Origin of the sequence: Frigidibacter sp. RF13, from assembly GCF_026626305.1 — a bacterium.
Taxonomy (GTDB): domain Bacteria; phylum Pseudomonadota; class Alphaproteobacteria; order Rhodobacterales; family Rhodobacteraceae; genus TMP-24.
The window spans coordinates 16,151-33,091 of sequence record NZ_JAPNUE010000002.1; the positions used below are offsets into that span (position 1 = coordinate 16,151).

General features: G+C 66.7%; 15 protein-coding genes and 1 riboswitch. Of the genes, 4 read left to right on the forward strand and 11 right to left on the reverse strand.

Annotation, left to right across the window (positions count from 1 at the left end):
* Position 1 precedes the first annotated feature (1 nt).
* Entirely contained in the window at positions 2 to 634 is a 633-nt protein-coding gene (locus OU426_RS05710; RefSeq protein ID WP_267632936.1) for a LysE family translocator, read from the forward strand.
* Here OU426_RS05710 and OU426_RS05715 read toward each other — a convergent pair.
* The 3 genes from OU426_RS05715 to hemE form a co-directional block, all read right to left on the reverse strand.
* The gene (locus OU426_RS05715) at positions 631 to 1,524 is read right to left on the reverse strand and encodes an EamA family transporter (protein WP_267632937.1); all 894 of its coding nucleotides are present in this window, start codon (positions 1,522 to 1,524) and stop codon (positions 631 to 633) included. The genes OU426_RS05710 and OU426_RS05715 overlap by 4 nt on opposite strands.
* Before the next feature lie 3 nt (positions 1,525 to 1,527).
* Complete coding sequence (locus tag OU426_RS05720) at positions 1,528 to 2,754, reverse strand: aminotransferase-like domain-containing protein (protein ID WP_267632938.1); 1,227 nt, start codon at positions 2,752 to 2,754, stop codon at positions 1,528 to 1,530.
* A gap of 131 nt (positions 2,755 to 2,885) precedes the next feature.
* Positions 2,886 to 3,914, reverse strand: coding sequence for a uroporphyrinogen decarboxylase (gene hemE, locus OU426_RS05725; protein WP_267632939.1), 1,029 nt, complete (start codon positions 3,912 to 3,914; stop codon positions 2,886 to 2,888).
* Positions 3,915 to 4,021: 107 nt separating this feature from the next.
* Here hemE and hemC point away from each other — a divergent pair, with 107 nt between their 5' ends.
* Positions 4,022 to 4,960, forward strand: coding sequence for a hydroxymethylbilane synthase (gene hemC, locus OU426_RS05730; protein ID WP_267632940.1), 939 nt, complete (start codon positions 4,022 to 4,024; stop codon positions 4,958 to 4,960).
* Between the two features lie 93 nt (positions 4,961 to 5,053).
* Here hemC and OU426_RS05735 read toward each other — a convergent pair whose 3' ends face one another.
* Together OU426_RS05735 and OU426_RS05740 are read right to left on the reverse strand one after the other, a co-directional pair.
* On the reverse strand, positions 5,054 to 6,241 hold the full coding sequence (locus OU426_RS05735; RefSeq protein WP_267632941.1) for an MFS transporter: 1,188 nt from the start codon (positions 6,239 to 6,241) through the stop codon (positions 5,054 to 5,056).
* Positions 6,238 to 7,653 (reverse strand): FAD-binding oxidoreductase, encoded by a 1,416-nt coding sequence (locus tag OU426_RS05740; RefSeq protein WP_267632943.1) that lies wholly within the window; start codon positions 7,651 to 7,653, stop codon positions 6,238 to 6,240. The genes OU426_RS05735 and OU426_RS05740 overlap by 4 nt, the downstream gene beginning before the upstream one ends.
* A gap of 108 nt (positions 7,654 to 7,761) precedes the next feature.
* Between OU426_RS05740 and OU426_RS05745 the strand changes: the two genes are divergently transcribed.
* Both OU426_RS05745 and OU426_RS05750 read left to right on the forward strand, forming a co-directional pair.
* Entirely contained in the window at positions 7,762 to 9,798 is a 2,037-nt protein-coding gene (locus OU426_RS05745) for an NADH:flavin oxidoreductase (RefSeq protein ID WP_267632944.1), read from the forward strand.
* 182 nt (positions 9,799 to 9,980) lie between these two features.
* Positions 9,981 to 10,643: a YceI family protein gene (locus OU426_RS05750; RefSeq protein WP_267632945.1), complete on the forward strand. Its 663-nt coding sequence runs from the start codon at positions 9,981 to 9,983 to the stop codon at positions 10,641 to 10,643.
* On the opposite strand, the gene OU426_RS05755 is transcribed toward OU426_RS05750, so the two are convergent.
* The 6 genes from OU426_RS05755 to OU426_RS05780 all read right to left on the reverse strand — a co-directional run bounded on the left by OU426_RS05755 (position 10,606) and on the right by OU426_RS05780 (position 16,925).
* The gene (locus tag OU426_RS05755; RefSeq protein ID WP_267632946.1) at positions 10,606 to 11,826 is read right to left on the reverse strand and encodes an NnrS family protein; all 1,221 of its coding nucleotides are present in this window, start codon (positions 11,824 to 11,826) and stop codon (positions 10,606 to 10,608) included. The two genes, OU426_RS05750 and OU426_RS05755, sit on opposite strands and share 38 nt — an antisense overlap.
* 106 nt (positions 11,827 to 11,932) lie before the next feature.
* Positions 11,933 to 12,625 (reverse strand): tRNA (guanine(46)-N(7))-methyltransferase TrmB, encoded by a 693-nt coding sequence (gene trmB / locus OU426_RS05760; RefSeq protein WP_267632947.1) that lies wholly within the window; start codon positions 12,623 to 12,625, stop codon positions 11,933 to 11,935.
* Between the two features lie 108 nt (positions 12,626 to 12,733).
* Entirely contained in the window at positions 12,734 to 13,198 is a 465-nt protein-coding gene (queF, locus tag OU426_RS05765; protein WP_267632948.1) for a preQ(1) synthase, read from the reverse strand.
* A gap of 93 nt (positions 13,199 to 13,291) precedes the next feature.
* The gene (gene metK / locus OU426_RS05770; RefSeq protein WP_267632950.1) at positions 13,292 to 14,458 is read right to left on the reverse strand and encodes a methionine adenosyltransferase; all 1,167 of its coding nucleotides are present in this window, start codon (positions 14,456 to 14,458) and stop codon (positions 13,292 to 13,294) included.
* Positions 14,459 to 14,462: 4 nt separating this feature from the next.
* Positions 14,463 to 14,512: riboswitch (SAM-SAH riboswitch) on the reverse strand.
* Positions 14,513 to 14,523: 11 nt separating this feature from the next.
* On the reverse strand, positions 14,524 to 16,050 hold the full coding sequence (gene lnt, locus OU426_RS05775; RefSeq protein WP_267632951.1) for an apolipoprotein N-acyltransferase: 1,527 nt from the start codon (positions 16,048 to 16,050) through the stop codon (positions 14,524 to 14,526).
* Positions 16,047 to 16,925 carry a CBS domain-containing protein gene (locus tag OU426_RS05780; RefSeq protein WP_267632952.1) on the reverse strand — a complete coding sequence of 293 codons (879 nt, stop codon included), beginning with the start codon at positions 16,923 to 16,925 and terminating at the stop codon, positions 16,047 to 16,049. The genes lnt and OU426_RS05780 overlap by 4 nt, the downstream gene beginning before the upstream one ends.
* Positions 16,926 to 16,941: the final 16 nt, after the last annotated feature.

Sequence of the window (16,941 nt, forward strand, 5' to 3'; positions counted from 1 at the left end):
GGTGGATCCGTTCGGCCTGACGCTTGAAACTATGGGCGCATTCCTGGCGCTCTCGGCGATCATCGAACTGACGCCCGGTCCGAACATGACCTGGCTTGCCATCGTCGCGGTGACCGAAGGGCGCAGGCCCGGCTATGCGGCGGTGGGCGGCGTGGCCCTTGGCCTCGCGCTTATAGGCATCGCGGCGGCACTTGGGCTAGCGGCAGCGATCAGCGCCTCGCCCGCCGCCTATCAGGCTCTGCGCTGGGGCGGCGTTCTCTACCTCCTTTGGCTCGCCTGGGACGGCTGGCGCGGTGATGGCGCGGTCGAAAACATGGCCGGTCCGGGCGCATCTCTCTGGCGCTATTTCCGGCGTGGGCTAATCACCAACCTGCTCAATCCCAAGGCCGCCGTCTTCTATGTCGCGGTGCTGCCCGGGTTCGTGGACCTTTCCGGCCCGGTCCTGTCGCAGACCCTGTTTCTCTCCATCCTCTATGTCCTGACCGCGACGCTGATCCATGCCGCAATCGTCACCGCCGCCGGTTTCGCGCGGCGCTGGCTGGAGGATCCGGTGCGGGAACTGGTCGTTCGGCGCGCGCTTTCCGCGCTTCTCGCTCTCGTGGCGCTCTGGTTCGCGTGGAAGACCCGGGGCTAGGTCCGCGCCTCGGCCCGCAAGAGAAGCGCCACACCCAGAACGATTATTGCCATGCCGAACCATTGGCGGCGGCTGACTTTCTGCCGGAACCAGTAGATTGAAACCGCCTGGGCGAAGATCACCTCGATCAGCGCCAGCGTCCGGACGTTCGCCGCAGCGGTCAGCGCAAAGCCCAGAAACCAGAATTCCGAGGCGAAGGCGCCAAGAAACCCCGCACCAAGCGAGGCACGCCAGACCCGGAAGGAGGCGACAAGTGCCTGCCGGTCGGCAAGCGCCATCCACAGGATCAGGACCGCCGTCTGCAGCGTCAGCGCGATCACCAGCGTACTGGTGGCCCTGATTAGGAACGAGCCGTCGCCTAGGGTCACGATGCCGCCGCGATAGCCAATCGCCGACAGGCCGAAGAGGCCCGCCGCAGCGATACCGGTCAGGACGGGCGTCACCTCGCCCCAGAACGCGACACCGGGCTTGGTCGAACTGATGATCACGCCTGCGGTCGCGATCACGATCGCCAGCAGCATCCCCGGCCCGAGCGGATCGCCAAGGATCAGCGCCGCGCCCAGCGCCAGCAGCACCGGCTCGGTCTTGATCCAGGCGGTGGCGAGCGCGAAGGACCGCGCCTGCATCACCTTCAGCATAAGGGCGGTCGCGCCGATCTGGGCTAGGGCGCCGATGGCGGTGAAACCGAGCGCACGGGCGCCGGGCGCGGGCAACGGCTCGCCGGTCGCCAGGCGGACAATCAGCAGGAAGACCAGCGCGAACGGCAGGCCGAACAGAAACCGCACCTGCGTGGCGCCGACGGTCCCGATGCGCTTCGTCAGCCCGGCCTGCGCCGCGTTCCGCCCGGTTTGCGCCAAGGCGGCGACGATGGTGACCGGAACCCAGAGCATGGATCAGGCTGCCGCCTTGCCCATTTCGGCGCGGATCAAACGGCCAAGGCGGCCGATGCCCTCGTCGATCATCGCCTCGCTGGCGCAGGAGAAGCTCAGGCGCAGGCTGTTGGCATTCGATCCGTCGGCAAAGAAGGCGCGGCCCGGGACGAAGGCCACCCGCTCGGTCTCCAGCGACCGGGCCAGCAGCGTTGCGCCGTCCATTCCCTGCGGAAGCGTCAGCCAGACGAACATGCCGCCCTCGGGCCGCTGCCAGCGCACCCCTTCCGGCATCTCGCGGGCGAGCGCTGCCAGCATATGGTCGCGCCGCGCGCCGTAGGTCGCGCGCAGTGTCGCCGTGTGGCTGTCGAACAGAGCTTCGGCCACGCGATGGGTCACGATCTGGTTCACCGTCGAGGAATGCAGGTCCGCTGCCTGCTTCATCAGGACCAGCCGCCCGATCACCTCTTTCGCCGCGCAGACCCAGCCCACGCGCAGGCCGGGCGCCAAAGTCTTGGAGAAGGAACCGCAATAGATCGTTCGCGCCGCCTCGATCGAGCCCGTCCGCGCAATATCGAGCGCCAGGATCGGCGGCACCGGCGTGCCGTCGAAGCGCAGGGCCTGATAGGCTCCATCCTCGATCACCGCGCAATCGAGCGCGCCCGCCAGATCCAGAAGCGCCTCGCGCCCCGTCAGGTCCAGCGTCTCGCCGGTCGGATTGGCGAAATCAGCCGACAGATAGGCAAACTTCACCCGCCCGCCCGCGTCCCTCGCCGCTGCCGCAATATCGTCTGCCGGGCGGTTGCCCTTGGGGTCAAGCCGGTCATAGCGCGGCTCGTAGGCATTGAATGCGCCAAGCGCGCCCAGATAGGTGGGCCAGGTCACGAGCGCAGTGTCGCCGGGCGACAGCATCAGCTTGCCGAGGTAATCAAGCGCTTGCTGCGAGCCCGAGGTGATCAGGATATTCTCCGCCCCGCAGGGCACGCCGATCGCCGTCATGTGGCGCGCCAGCCAATCGCGCAGCGGCCGGTAGCCTTCCGAGACCGAATATTGCAGCGCACCCGCCGCCGCGCCACCCTCAAGCGCCGCCGCGAACCCGTCGCGGAAAGCCTCCGCCGGGAAGAGCGCCGGATCGGGAATGCCGCCCGCGAAGGAAATTATGTCGGGCTGGTCGAGAAGCTTCAGCAGCTCCCGTATCTCAGACGCCTTCATCCGCGACGACCGGGTCGCCAGCACATCCGCCCACTGCATCGAATCCTCCCGAAATCGGCGCCACTCTCGGATGCATCAAAAACTAAGTCAATAGTTTTGACCTATTCCACGCCCCGATCTTCCGTTGCCAAGTATCCTGGAGGGATTGGGGCAGAGCCCCCCGTCCCCACTCACCCCTCGCGCACCGCGTCGATCATGCGCTGAACACTGTCCGGATCGGCATCGGGCGTGATGCCATGTCCAAGGTTGAAGATATGCGGCCCGCCCGCAAAGGCGCGAACGATCCGCCGGGTTTCCTCGACCAGCGCCGCGCCGCCCGTAACCATGTGATGGGGGGCGAGATTGCCCTGCACGCAACCGTCCACCTGCACATGTTCGGCCGCCCAGTCGGCGCTGACGGAATTGTCAAGCGCCACGCAATCGGCGCCGGTGGCGCGGGCGAAACCCACATAGCCCTCGCCCGCCTCGCGCGGGAAGGCGATGATCGGCAGACCGGGATGGCGCCTTTTCAGTTCGGCTATGATCCGCTGAACGGGTTTCACCGCGAAATCGGTGAAGTCCGCGCCCTTCAGCGATCCGGCCCAGCTGTCGAAAAGCTTCACCACCTCGGCGCCCGCCTCGACCTGCGCGCTCAGATACTCGACTGTCGCCTCGGTCAGACGGTCGATCAGCGCGGCAAAGGTCGCGCGGTCGGCCGCCTTCAGCGCATGGGCCGGTCCCTGATCGGGCGTGCCGCGCCCGGCGATCATGTAAGTCGCAACCGTCCAGGGCGCGCCGGCAAAGCCGATAAGCGTCGTTTCCTTCGGCAGTTCTTCCGAAAGAATGCGCACCGTCTCGTAGACCGGCGACAGGGTCTCGTGGACAGCCTCCACCGGCTTCAGCCGTGCAAGATCGGCGGCAGAGGTAATCATCGACAGGCGCGGGCCTTCGCCGGTTTCGAACCACAGATCCGCACCCAGCGCCTGAGCGATCAGCAGGATGTCGGCAAAGAGGATCGCCGCGTCGAACCCGTAGCGGCGGATCGGCTGCAGCGTGACCTCGGCGGCCAGATCGGGCGTGTAGCAAAGCGACAGGAAATCCCCCGCTTTCGCCCGTGTCGCACGATATTCCGGCAGATAGCGCCCGGCCTGCCGCATCATCCAGACGGGCGGCACCGCCTGACGTTCGCCCTTCAGGGCCATTAGGATTGTCTTGGTCATCCGGGCGCTCCTTCGGGTCCCTTCAATGGCCCCAGCGACCCCTTGTCAAGGTGGGCGCGTCATCGGGGCCCATTGCGCGGCAGAGGGTCGCAAGCTAGGGAAAGGCCATGCAACGACCGACCGAGACAGAACCCTTCCGCATTGGCACCCGCGGCTCGCCGCTCGCGCTCGCCCAGGCGCATGAGACGCGTAACCGGCTGATGGCGGCCTTCGGTCTGCCGGAAGCCGCCTTCGAGATCGTGGTGATCAAGACGACCGGCGACCGGGTGCTGGACCGGCCCTTGAAAGACATCGGCGGCAAGGGGCTTTTCACCCGCGAGATCGAAGAGGCGCTGAGCGAGGGCGCCGTCGACATCGCCGTCCATTCGATGAAGGACATGCCGACCCTGCAGCCCGACGGGCTGATGCTCGACTGCTACCTGCCGCGCGAGGATGTGCGCGACGCTTTCGTCTCGCCGGCCGTCGCAGCACTTGCCAACCTGCCCGAAGGCGCGGTGGTCGGCTCCTCTTCGCTCCGCCGCCGGGCGCAGCTTGCCCACCGGCGGCCCGACCTGCGGCTGGTGGAGTTCCGGGGCAACGTCCAGACCCGGTTGAAGAAGCTGGAAGACGGCGTGGCGGTCGCGACCTTCCTCGCGATGGCAGGCCTGAACCGCCTCGGCATGGCCCATGTCGCCCGCGCGGCAATCGAACCCGAAGAGATGCTGCCCGCCGTCGCCCAGGGCGCGATCGGGATCGAACGGCGCAAGGGCGACGGGCGCGCGGCCGAGATGCTGGCCGCAATCCATCACCGGCCCACGGGCGAAAGGCTCGCCGCCGAACGTGCCTTTCTGAAACGGCTCGACGGGTCCTGCCAGACGCCAATCGCGGGGCTTGCACTGCTCGATGGCGACAGTCTCTGGCTTCGCGGCGAAATCCTTCGCCCCGACGGATCGGATGCGATTTCCGGCGATCGGCGCATCCCTGTCGCCGACGGGGCCGCGGCGGGCGAAGACCTTGCGCAGGAACTGCTTGCGAAGGCCCCGAAAGGTTTCTTCGACCAAACTTGACGCTCTTCTGGCAATGGCTCGTCTAGCACTCCGTGCACTGCTCGCAGGCCTCTTCCTACCGACGAGGCACGAAGTGCCCGAGGTGGCTCGCGTCTAGGTTCTGTGGCGGTCGAGCGCGAGAAGCGCTCCGATGGACAGCAAGGCAATAAAGGTCCCGAGAAGCGCCACCAGCCAGTAACCGGCCAATGCGGTGCCCAGGACGAAGCATAAGGCCGTCACCCCATCGCCCGCGATCTTCTGCAGCGCCATCAGCGAAGCACCTGCGCCGGGGCGGTCGGCCAGAAGCTCCTGCAGATAGGCGATGGGCTGGGTCAGGATCGCCGCGCCCCCCATCGCGCCGGGCAGGAGCAGCAGCCAGACGAAGGGTGTGGCGGCAAGCGGTGCGAGCAGCGCCAGATGACAGCAATAAAGCGCCGTCCCCGCCGCGATCACCCGCGTCTGACTGACCCGCGCCAGCACCCGGGGCAGCATCAGCATGAACGGCACCTCGAGCCCCGCAAGACCCGCCGCATAAAGCGCCACGTCGCCTGCCGTGCGACCTGCCCCTTCCAGCACCAGTCCCAGAAGCGTCATGTAGAGAGCCACGATCGAACTCGCCGGGCCGAGGAGCAGCACGCGCGCCATGACCGGCAGAGCCGACAATTCGCGCAGCGCAGCGCGGAGCGACAGGCCGCCCGCGATCCGCCCGCCCACCTGCGCCCGCCCGGCCCGCCAGAGAACCGCGACCAGCGCCAGCGCCGCTGCGCAGGCAGCCGGATAGACCCAGAGAATGTCGATGCCGGTACGAAAGAGCGCCGACCAGATCGGCAGGACCAGGACCCAGGGCAGTGCGAATCCCGCCCGGATCGTGGTCAGGATCGCCGGTCGTTCCGCCTCCGGCCGCGCCGCCGCCGCCTCGCGGGCCAGAGCGAAACTTTGCACGAAGAGCGTGCCCCCGAAGGGCGTGAGCACTCCATGCACGAAGAGAAAGACCGGGGCCGTGGGGAAGAGGCTCATCAGCCCGGTCCCGAGTGCCATCGCCGCGGCTGCCGCCAGCGACAGGCGGCGGCGATCTAGTCTTTGATCGCCGAGAATGCCGAACAGGACCGAACTGATGACGAAAACCGTCGAGGCGCAGATGATCATCGCGGCATAGGCCTCATGCGAGAGACCCAGACGCTCGATCCCGATGAGCGAGGTATAGGGCGCGAGCGTCGCCCCGAACACACCGTTCAGGATCAGGAGAAGCGCCGCGAGCCTGAGCCCGGGTGCGCGAAGGACGGGGCCAAGCGCGGGGATCATGATCGGTCGGGAATGACCTTTCCGGGATTCAGGATTCCCTGCGGATCAAGCGCCGCCTTCACCGCCCGCATCACGTCAAGCGCCACCGGATCCTTCCGCCGCGCCATCGAGCCCTTCTTCGAAATTCCGATCCCATGTTCGGCGGAGAAACTGCCGCCCAGATCGGCAACGATCCCCTCGACGTCCTCCATCAGCCGCGCTTTCAGGTCCGTGCCGCCCGAGGCCGGGACCACCGAATAATGCAGGTTGCCGTCGCCCAGATGAGCAACCGTGATCGTCGTGGCACCCGGATCGAGCCGCGCAAGGCTGGCGAGCGCCCGGTCGAGGAACTCCGCCACCCGGTCGAGCGGCACGGAAATGTCGGTATCGACGGTATGCGCGACCCCCACCATGATTTCCGCCGCCGCCTCGCGCCGTGCCCAGATCGCGCGGCGCTGCGCCTCGGTCTGGGCGATAACCGCGTCGATCACCAGACCTTCCTCGAACATGGTGCCAAGCACCTCTTCGAGAAGCGCGGCCAACGGCACGGCCCCGTCCGGCCCCGGTTCGGCATCGCGGGGCGCGGTGGCGCCAAGCTCGACAAGGATCGTCACATCGTGAATTTCGGGAAAGGGCAGGCCGAGGTCGGGGCGGGCGACCCGCAGCCTTTCATGATAACCGCGCGGCATGAATTCGAACGCCTCGACCAACCCGCCAGTTGCCTCCTGCAGCCGGTTGAGCAGCGAGAGCGCCGCCGCAAGGTCGGGCACGGCAAGCACCGCCGTCGCATGGGCGCGCGGCGCGGGCACAAGCTTCATCACCGCCGCCGTGATGATGCCAAGCGTACCTTCGGCGCCGATGAAAAGCTGCTTCAGGTCATAGCCGGTATTGTCCTTGTGCAACTCGCTCATCAGGTTCATCACCCGCCCGTCGGCAAGCACGACCTCGAGCCCGAGACACAGCGCCCGCGTCGATCCATAGCGCAGCACGTTCGACCCGCCCGCGTTGGTCGAGAGCACGCCACCGATCATCGCCGATCCGCGCGCCCCGAACCAGAGCGGGAAATAAAGCCCTTCGGCTTCTGCCGCCTCATGCAGTTGCGTGAGGATCACCCCCGCCTCGACCACCGCAAGCCGGGCTTCGCGCTTGAGGGCGCGGATTCGGTTCATGCGCTCGACCGAGAGGACCAGCTGCCCTTCGGCGACGGCAGCCCCGGTGATGCCGGTGCGCCCCGCGCTCGGCACGACGGCCACGCCTTCGGCGGCGGCAAGCTTCACGACTGCCGCGACTTCCGCCGTATTCGCCGGGCGGACGACGGCCAAGGGCGCCCACGCATATTCGCCCATCCAGTCCCGGGAATAGGGGGCGCAATCAGGGCCTGTCAGCAGGTTCGACGGGCCGACGATCTGCGCCAAGCGGTCGAGAAATGTCATCGCGCCCTCCGGTCCTGCACCCGATTTGGCGCCCAATCAACATTTCCTGACGCGATTTGACCAGAGGCTTCGTGCGGCAACAGTGAAGATCGGTTCCGGAGGTGCCCGATGTCGAACGATCCGCTTCTCACGCCCTATCGGTTGAAACATCTGACCCTGAAGAACCGGGTGATGTCGACCTCACACGAGCCCGCCTATTCCGAAGACGGGATGCCGAAGGATCGCTACCGGCTTTATCACCGTGAAAAGGCCAAGGGTGGAATGGCGCTGACCATGACGGCGGGGTCTGCGGTCGTGTCGGCCGACAGCCCGCAGGCGTTTGGCAATCTCCACGCCTACCGCGACGAGATCGTACCCTACCTCAAGGCGCTGGCCGACGATGTGCACGAACATGGCGCGGCTGTGATGATCCAGCTTACCCATCTCGGCCGCCGGACGGGGTGGAACAAGGCCGACTGGCTGCCCGTCCTCTCCGCCTCGCCGATCCGCGAACCGGCCCATCGCGCCTTCCCCAAGGAGGCCGAGGATTGGGATATCGACCGGATCGTCCAGGACTATGCCGATGCGGCGGCGCGGATGCAGGCGGCAGGTCTCGACGGGATCGAGTTCGAAAGCTACGGCCATTTCATGGACAGTTTCTGGTCGCCCGCCACCAACCGGCGGACCGACGAATGGGGCGGATCGCTGGAAAACCGCCTGCGCTTTACCCACAGGGTTCTAGATGCCGTCCGTGCGGCCGTTGGCCCGGAGTTCATCGTAGGGCTGAGGTTGGTTGCCGACGAGGATTGGGACAAGGGCCTGTCGCGCGAGGAAGGGGTGGAGATCGCGCAGCGGCTGGCCTCAAGCGGCAAGATCGATTTCCTGAACCTGATCCGCGGCCATATCGATACGGATGCGGCCCTGACCGGGGTGATCCCAATCTCCGGCATGGCCTCGGCCCCACATCTCGATTTCGCGGGCGAGGTCAGGGCAGCGACCAAGTTTCCGGTCTTCCATGCTGCTAAGATCTCCGACGTGGCCACCGCCCGCCATGCGATTGCGGCGGGCAAGCTCGACATGGTCGGCATGACGCGGGCGCATCTGGCCGATCCGCATATCGTGCGCAAGGTGATGGCTGGCATCGAGGACCGGATCCGGCCCTGCGTGGGCGCGACCTACTGCCTCGACCGGATCTACGAGGGCGGCGAGGCGCTCTGCATCCACAATGCGGCGACGGGCCGCGAGGCGCGGATGCCGCATGAGATTGCGCGTGCCGAGGTCGGGCGGCGGGCAGTGATTGTCGGCGCAGGTCCGGCGGGCCTTGAGGCCGCAAGGGTTGCGGCGGAACGCGGGCATGAGGTGACGGTCTTGGAGGCCGCCGACCGCGCGGGCGGGCAGGTCAACCTCCTGACCCAGAACCCCAGGCGACGAGAGATGATCGGGATCATCGACTGGCGGCTGGCGGAACTGGAACGGCTGGGCGTCGAGGTCCGATACAACGTCTTTGCCGAAGAGAGGGACGTACTCGACTTTCGACCCGATGTCGTGGTCATCGCCACCGGCGGCCTGCCGCAGATGCCCGATATGGCAGGCGCCGATCTGGCGATCTCGAGCTGGGATGTGATCTCGGGCGCGGTCAAGCCCACAGGCCGGGTATTGGTCTATGACGACGGCGGCGCGCATGCGGGCATGACGGCAGCCGAGATGCTGGCGCGGGCGGGCGCCGAGGTGGAACTGGTGACGCCCGAGCGGTTCTTCGCCCCCGACATGGGCGGCATGAACCATGTGCCCTACATGCGCGCCTTCCACGAAACCGGCACCCGGATCACCATCAACACCCGTGTGGCGGGCGCGGCGCGGGCGGGCAACGGGCTGACGGTGACGCTCGGCTCCGATTATGCGCCCGGCTGGCGCGAGGAACGCCAGGTCGACCATCTGGTGGCCGAACATGGAACGCTGCCGATGGGCGACCTTTATTTCGCGCTGAAGCCCGCAAGCCGGAACATTGGCGCGGTGGATTATGCCGCGCTGACCGACACCGGCGATCTGTTCCCGGCGCGGAACCCGGCCGGTTCCTTCAAGCTCTACCGCATCGGCGATGCCGTCCAGTCGCGCAACATCCACGCGGCGATCTACGACGCGCTCAGGTTCGGCATCCGCTGGTAGTCCTTACCGGGCGGCTCGCCGGGCGGCTCATCGTGCGCTTCGCTTCTCTTCGCAGGGGCGTCCCTGCGATGAGCGGCGAAGCCCGCGAACAGCAGGCTTTTGCCAATCGCGCGATGGTGAAGCGCCCCGGTCTTGACGCACGCTGCCCGGGCGCGGAGGCTCCGCGGCATCAGGAGGCCCCGATGCGCCACATCGCCCTTTTCGTTGCAACTCTGCTGCTCTTCGGCTTGTCCGCAGAGGCCGAAGAAACCTCCGGCCCCTCGCAGGCGCCGCCGCCCGGCACCTATCATCTCGACCCCGCCCACGCGCGCCTGATCTTCTCGGTCAGCCACCTGGGCTTTTCCGATTATACCGCGTTCTTCCGCAAGATGGACGCAACGCTCGGCTTCGATCCGGTCGATCCCGAAAGCATGGTGCTGACAGCGACGGTCGATCCCGCCTCGGTCGAAACGCTTTATCCAGACCCGGCTTACGATTTCAATGCGATCCTTGCAGGGGAAAGCTTCCTCGATGCAGCCAATCACCCGGAAATCCGCTTCGTCAGTACCAAGGTCCGCCAGACCGGCCCGCACGAGGCCGCCGTCACCGGCGATCTGACACTGCACGGCATCACGAAACCCATCATCCTCCGCGTCCGCTACAATGGCGGCTATGCGGGCCATCCGCTCGATGCGGGCGCGCGGATCGGCTTTTCGGCTGAGGGCGCGCTGTTCAGGTCCGATTTTGGCATGGGTTTCGGCATTCCCGCCCCCGGCACCACGATCGGCGTCGGCGATCTGGTGACGCTCAGGATCGAGGCGGAATTCCTCAATCCCGATGCCCAAGGCGTGCAGACGGGGCCTTGAGCGAAAGGCGCGGCTTAAGGAGTGCGGGCGCATAAGCGACGGCAAACAGCAGAAACGCTGCCGCCCAGATCAACCCCGCCAGCGGCAAGAGGTCGCTCTCGCCCAGAAGGCCTGCGACGATCCGCAAGGTGGCCCCGGCTGCCACGAACCCGTAGATCGCGACCGTAGCCGGACCGGCATGCAGCGCCCGGCCCGAATGGCCCAGGCTCGCGCGCGTCATCACCGCAAGCGTCATGATCCCGACCGCCCCCGCCGTCCAGGCATGGAGCGCTGCCGAAAGCGGCACGTGTGCGGGGTCGAGCGCGGAAAGGCTCACAAGCAGGAAACCGGCCGGAACAAAGGCATATCCCAGATGCAGCGCCGCAAGCAGAGGCTCGGGCAGCGTCGCAAAGCCCCGCCAGCGCGCCAGTCGCAGGAAGAGGCCGACGCCCGCCGCACAGGCGAGAAGACCGGTCGGGATCCCGTCGGGCGAGAGGGTAAAGGCAAGAAGGGCCGCGGCGGCAAGAAGCAGCGCCAGCTTGTCCACAATCCCGAACGGTGCCGGCAAAGTCGCGATACCGCGCTGCACCAGCCAGTTGCGGGTGAAGCTCGGGGTGATGCGCCCGCCAATCAGGGTGATAAGGAAGATGACCGCCGACAGCGCAAGCCGCGCGCCCGCTCCACTGCTGCCATTCGCCTCGGCGGCCTGTAGGTGAAAGACCATCTGACCGCCGGTCAGAAAGAGAACCGGCCCCAGCACCGCCAGATTGCGCCAGTTCCGGCCGGCAACGATCTCGCGCCCAAGGAGCGTGGCGAGCGCGACGGGAAAGACCAGATCGCAGACTGCGCGCGCCGTTGCGCCCAGGGGCAGAGGCAAAGTCGTTGCCAGACGCCCGGAAAGCCACAGCGCCGCCAGACCGGCGAGCGGCCAGCCCACCACCGGCAGGCGCCCGGTCCAGTTCGGCACCGCCGTCAAGAGAAACCCCGCCGCCACCGCCGGAACAAAACCGAAGACCAGGCTATGCACATGCCAGTCGAGCGGCGCGAAGGGCAGATCATAGGGCCAGCGCCCGCTCAGCACCGCAACCCAGATCGCAAGCGACACCACCGCCCAGACCGCAGCGAGAAAGAAGAAAGGCCGGAAGCCGTAGGACAGGACCGCCGGTCCCGTCCAGTTGCGCATCGCCTGCGCGTTGCCTGCCATCTGACCCATCCTTCGTGGCGCCAGAAATTGCGCCCTCACATGGCGCCGAGCCTCGCTCTGCCATCCGGACGGGTCAATCTGCCATCCTGTCGCGCCCCGAGCCGGATCAGAGGCGCCGGAAGGTCAGGTAGTGCGGCGCCCGCCCCTCGCGCAGCGCTTTCTGCTCATAGCGGGTCGAGATCCAGTCCGCCCATGGCTCGTCACCCTGCGTGACAAGCGCGAAGCCCGCCTTCGGCACTTCCTCCAGCGTCTGGCGGACATAATCGGGAATGTCGGTCGCCACCCGGAACTCCGCCCCCGCCTTCAAGACCCGGTGCAGCGCCGCCAGATAGCCGGGCGTCACGAAGCGGCGGCGATGATGACGCGCCTTCGGCCAGGGGTCGGGGTAGTTGAGAAAGGCCTTCTCAAACGTCCCGTCCGGGCAGACATCGAAGAGATCGCGCACATCGCCCGGGTGCAGCGCCAGGTTCTCGACTCCGGCCGCCCGGATCTTGCCCAGAAGCATGGCGACCCCGTTCACGAACGGCTCGCAGCCGACGATGCCCACATCCGGATAAAGCGCCGCCATATGCACCAGATGCTCGCCGCCTCCGAACCCCACTTCAAGCCACAGGGGCTGGACCCCGAAAACCCTGCCCAGATCGATCGCCACGCGATCCGGATTGTCCGCAACCGATATCCCCTCAAGGCTCAGCCGCCCCAGATCCTCGGCCAGATAGGCCTTCTGGCTCTGCCTGAGGGTCTTGCCATGCACCCGCCCGTAGAAATTCCGCCGTTCCGTTCCGCGTTCGTCCGTCATCTCAAACCGGGCCGCACCCGGCCCTCTCCACGTTCTGTCCTGAAATACTCCGGGAGGGTCCGGGAGGGCAGAGCCCTCCCGGCGGGTCGCCCGCGCAAGCCGACGAAACTATCCTCGCCCGCGGTACGGCGCCACGCCCTGATCGGGGATCCAGACCCCCTCGGGCGGCACACCGGTCTGCCAGAAGACATCGATCGGAATACCGCCGCGCGGATACCAGTAAGCGCCGATCCTCAGCCAGACCGGATCGAGCAGGCTGACCAGCCGCTTGGCAATGTCGATCGAACAATCCTCGTGGAAGGCGCCGTGGTTGCGGAAGGAATGCAGATAAAGCTTGAGGCTCTTGCTCTCGACCAGCCAATCCTTGGGCACATAGTCGATGACGATATGGGCAAAGTCCGGCTGGCCGGTCATCGGGCAGATCGAGGTGAACTCGGGCGCGGTAAAGCGCACGACGTAAAGTGTGCCGGCATGGCCCGCAGGCACCCGTTCCAGCACCGCCTCTTCGGGGGTCCGCGGCGCCTCGGTCGCTGACCCAAGCTGGGTCAGGCCGGATACATCGGTCTTGGTCATTCTCGTCTCCAGAATGAAAGAATGCCCCTTGCGGGGCATCCTGTCTTAGCAGCGCGGGACGGAAACCGGAACCCTTACAGGCGCCGTCGCCCGTCACACAGCCTTCTGCAGCGCCTCGGCCAGATCGGTCTTTTCCCAGCTGAAACCGCCATCCGCCTCGGGCGCCCGGCCGAAATGGCCGTAGGCCGAGGTCCGCGCAAAGATCGGCTTGTTCAGGCCAAGATGCGTACGGATACCGCGCGGGGTCAGGTCCATGACCTTTGCCACCGCCCGCTCGATCGCCGCCTCGTCCGCCTTGCCGGTGCCGTGGGTGTCCACGTAGATCGAGAGGGGCTTCGCCACGCCGATCGCATAGGACAGTTGCAACGTGCAGCGCCGGGCGAGCCCCGCGGCCACCACGTTCTTCGCGAGATAGCGCGCGGCATAGGCGGCCGACCGGTCGACCTTGGTCGGATCCTTGCCGCTGAAGGCGCCGCCGCCATGCGGCGCCGCGCCGCCGTAGGTATCGACGATGATCTTGCGGCCCGTCAGGCCCGCATCCCCGTCCGGCCCGCCAATCACGAACTTGCCGGTCGGGTTGATCCACCATTCGGTGTTGGCGGTCAGCCAGCCCTCGGGCAGGACTTCGCGGATATAGGGCTCGACCAGCGCGCGCACGTCGGCCGACGACATGGACGCATCAAGATGCTGGGTCGAAAGAACGAGCGAGGTGACTTCGACCGGCTTGCCGCCCGCATAACGGATCGAGAGCTGCGACTTGGCGTCAGGGCCAAGGCGCGGCTCAGAGCCGTTTTTGCGCACTTCCGCCAAGCGGCGCAGGATCGCATGGGCATATTGGATTGGTGCCGGCATCAGTTCGGGCGTCTCGTCGACAGCATAGCCGAACATTATGCCCTGGTCGCCTGCACCTTCATCCTTGCCGGCGCCCGCATCGACGCCCTGGGCGATGTCGGCGGATTGGGCATGCAGGTAGCTGTCGACCTTGAGGTTCGCCCAGTGGAAACCATCCTGCTCATAGCCGATGTCGCGCACGCAGGCGCGGGCGATGTCCTCGACGCGCTGGATGACGGCGGCCGGACCGCGCACCTCGCCGCCGATCACGACGCGGTCGGTGGTCGCAAAGGTCTCGCAGGCGACGCGGGCGTGGGGGTCCTCGGTCAGGAAGGCGTCAAGCACGGCGTCGGAAATCCGGTCGCAGACCTTGTCCGGGTGGCCTTCCGAGACGCTCTCGGAAGTGAAGATATAGTCGTGTCGGGACATGAAATGCTCCATTGGGGTTACCCCCGCCACGCCAGGAAGCCGTTGTGGCGGTTCGAAGGGCAGCCCTAGCGCCCTTGTGCCCCACGGTCAATGGCCGGTCGGCGCCTGTTCAGCGCCATGACCCCGATGCAACCCAGAAGCAACATTGTTGCCGGGATGTCGCCAGTCCGGGCGTAGAGGGTCACTGGCTGGGCGGGCGGCACCGCAGTATCGATCCAGCCGTCGGTGTCGAGAGGCAGCGCCTGCAACACCCGCCCCTTCGCATCGATGACCGCCGTCACCCCGGTATTGGCGTCGCGCAACAGCGGCAGCCCCTGCTCGATCGCCCTGAGCCGCGCCTGCGCCAGATGCTGGTAGGGTCCGGCGAGCGCGCCGAACCATCCGTCATTCGTCACCTGCAGGATCCAGTCCGCGCGGCCCGCAAACGCGCGCAGATCCTGGGGAAAGACCGCCTCATAGCAGATGAGCGGCAGGACATGGCCAGCAGGCCCGAGGTCGAGAAGCCGTGCCTCGCCACCGGCGGAATAGCCGTTCCCTGCCTGCGCGGCGAAGGCCGATATGCCGAACCGGCCGAGGAGGTCGCCCAATGGGATATATTCGCCAAATGGCGCCAGATGCAGCTTGTCGTGAAGGCCCATCAACCGCCCCTCGCCGTCAAATACGGCAAGCGAATTGAAAAAGCGCAAACCCTCTTCGCGCTGCAGGCCAACAGCCAGTGGCACACCGCCCGATGCCGCACGCGCCTCCTCGACGATCGGGCCCGCGCGGTCGAGCAGATAGGGCACCGAGGTTTCGGGCCAGACGATCAGGTCAAGCGGCGCCTCCGACGGCGCGGCGGAGGCCGCGATCATCCGGTCGAGGAAGACATTCCACATGCCCGGGTCCCATTTCAGCGACTGGGTGGCGTTCGGCTGGACAAGGCGGACATGGATCGCCGGGTCGCGCGGCGCGATTGGCCCCGCGAGCCGCGCATTGCCCGCCGCCCAGACCCCAGCGAGGAGCGCCGAGGCGCAGCCGCAGGCGACGACGAGCGGCCCGGTCCGGCCAAGGGCCAGAACCGGCAGGGCGACAAGACCGAGGGTCAGCGCCGACAGAAGGATCGGGCCGCCATGGGCCGCCATCTGCGCCACGGGCGTGTCGATCCAGATATGGCCGGCAAGCGCCCAGGGAAACCCGGTCAGGACATAGCTTCGCGCAAGGTCCGCCAGAACGAAGCCGAGCGCCACGCCAGGAACCCGGCCCGCCCAGCCACGCCCCAGCCCTGCCCCAAGTGCGGCCACACCCCAGAAAAGCGCCATACCGGTGGCCATGAAGGTCACGCCGAAGGGTGCGATCCAGCCGTCACGCGCGGGATCGACCATGAACGGCTCGACAATCCAGAACATCACGGCGGCGAAATGCCCCGTCCCCGCCGCCCAGCCCCGAAAGAACCGTTGCCGCCAGCCTTCCGCCCCGGCCACATGCCACAGGATCACGCCGTAGCCGAATAGCGATAGCGCCCAGAGACCCCATGGCGCCTGCCCGGCCGCCGCCGCCACGCCCGCAAGCGCGGGCAGCAAAGCGGCCCGGAAGATCGCTTTCAGTCGCTTCATTCCTGCGGGCGCGGCAAACGTACTCTCAGCCGCTTGACCCGGCGGGGATCGGCTTCGACCACTTCGAAGATCACACCGCCCTCGCTTTCGACCGTCTCGCCTTTCAGGGGCACCCGGCCCGCCAGCATGAAGACAAGACCGCCCAGCGTGTCGATTTCCTCGCGGTCTTCCTCGTCGGCGAGCCGCATGCCGATCTCGGCCTCGAAATCCTCAAGGGGCGCGCGCGCCTGCACCAGATACTGGAACGGTTTCTCCAAAACCCACAGCTTGTCCTCGGCCTCGTCATGTTCGTCGTCGATCTCGCCGATCACCTCTTCGATGATGTCCTCGATCGTCACCAGCCCGTCCACGCCGCCATATTCGTCGATCAGAAGCGCCATATGGGTCCGTTCGGCCTGCATCTTCTGCAGAAGAACGCCCAGCGTCATTGATGGCGGCGCATAGATCAGCGGGCGCAGCATCTTGGTCAGGCTGAACTTGGGCCTCACCTCGGCAAAGGCATAATCGAGCGCGAGGTCCTTCAGATGGACAAGCCCCAGCGGATTGTCGAGCGAACCCTTGTAGACCGGCAGCCGCGAAAAGCCGCTTTCCTTGAACCGCGCGATCAGATCGTCGAGCGTGATGGTCGAGGGCACAGCGACGATTTCGGCCTTTGGGATGGCAATGTCGTCGACGCGGAGTTTCCTGAGGTTTCCGACCCCCGGCAGAGCCACCTTGGCGGGCGAGGTGCCGCCTTGTCCGTCATCGGCGTCTTCTTCGGCGTCGGCGGGCGAGAAGGCCCTGAGAATCCGCCCGAAGAATCCGCCCTCGCGACTACTGTCGCCAGCAGCGCCTTCTCCGCCCTCGGCGGAGACCGTATCTGCCTGTTCACCCATTCCGGTCCGTCCGTTT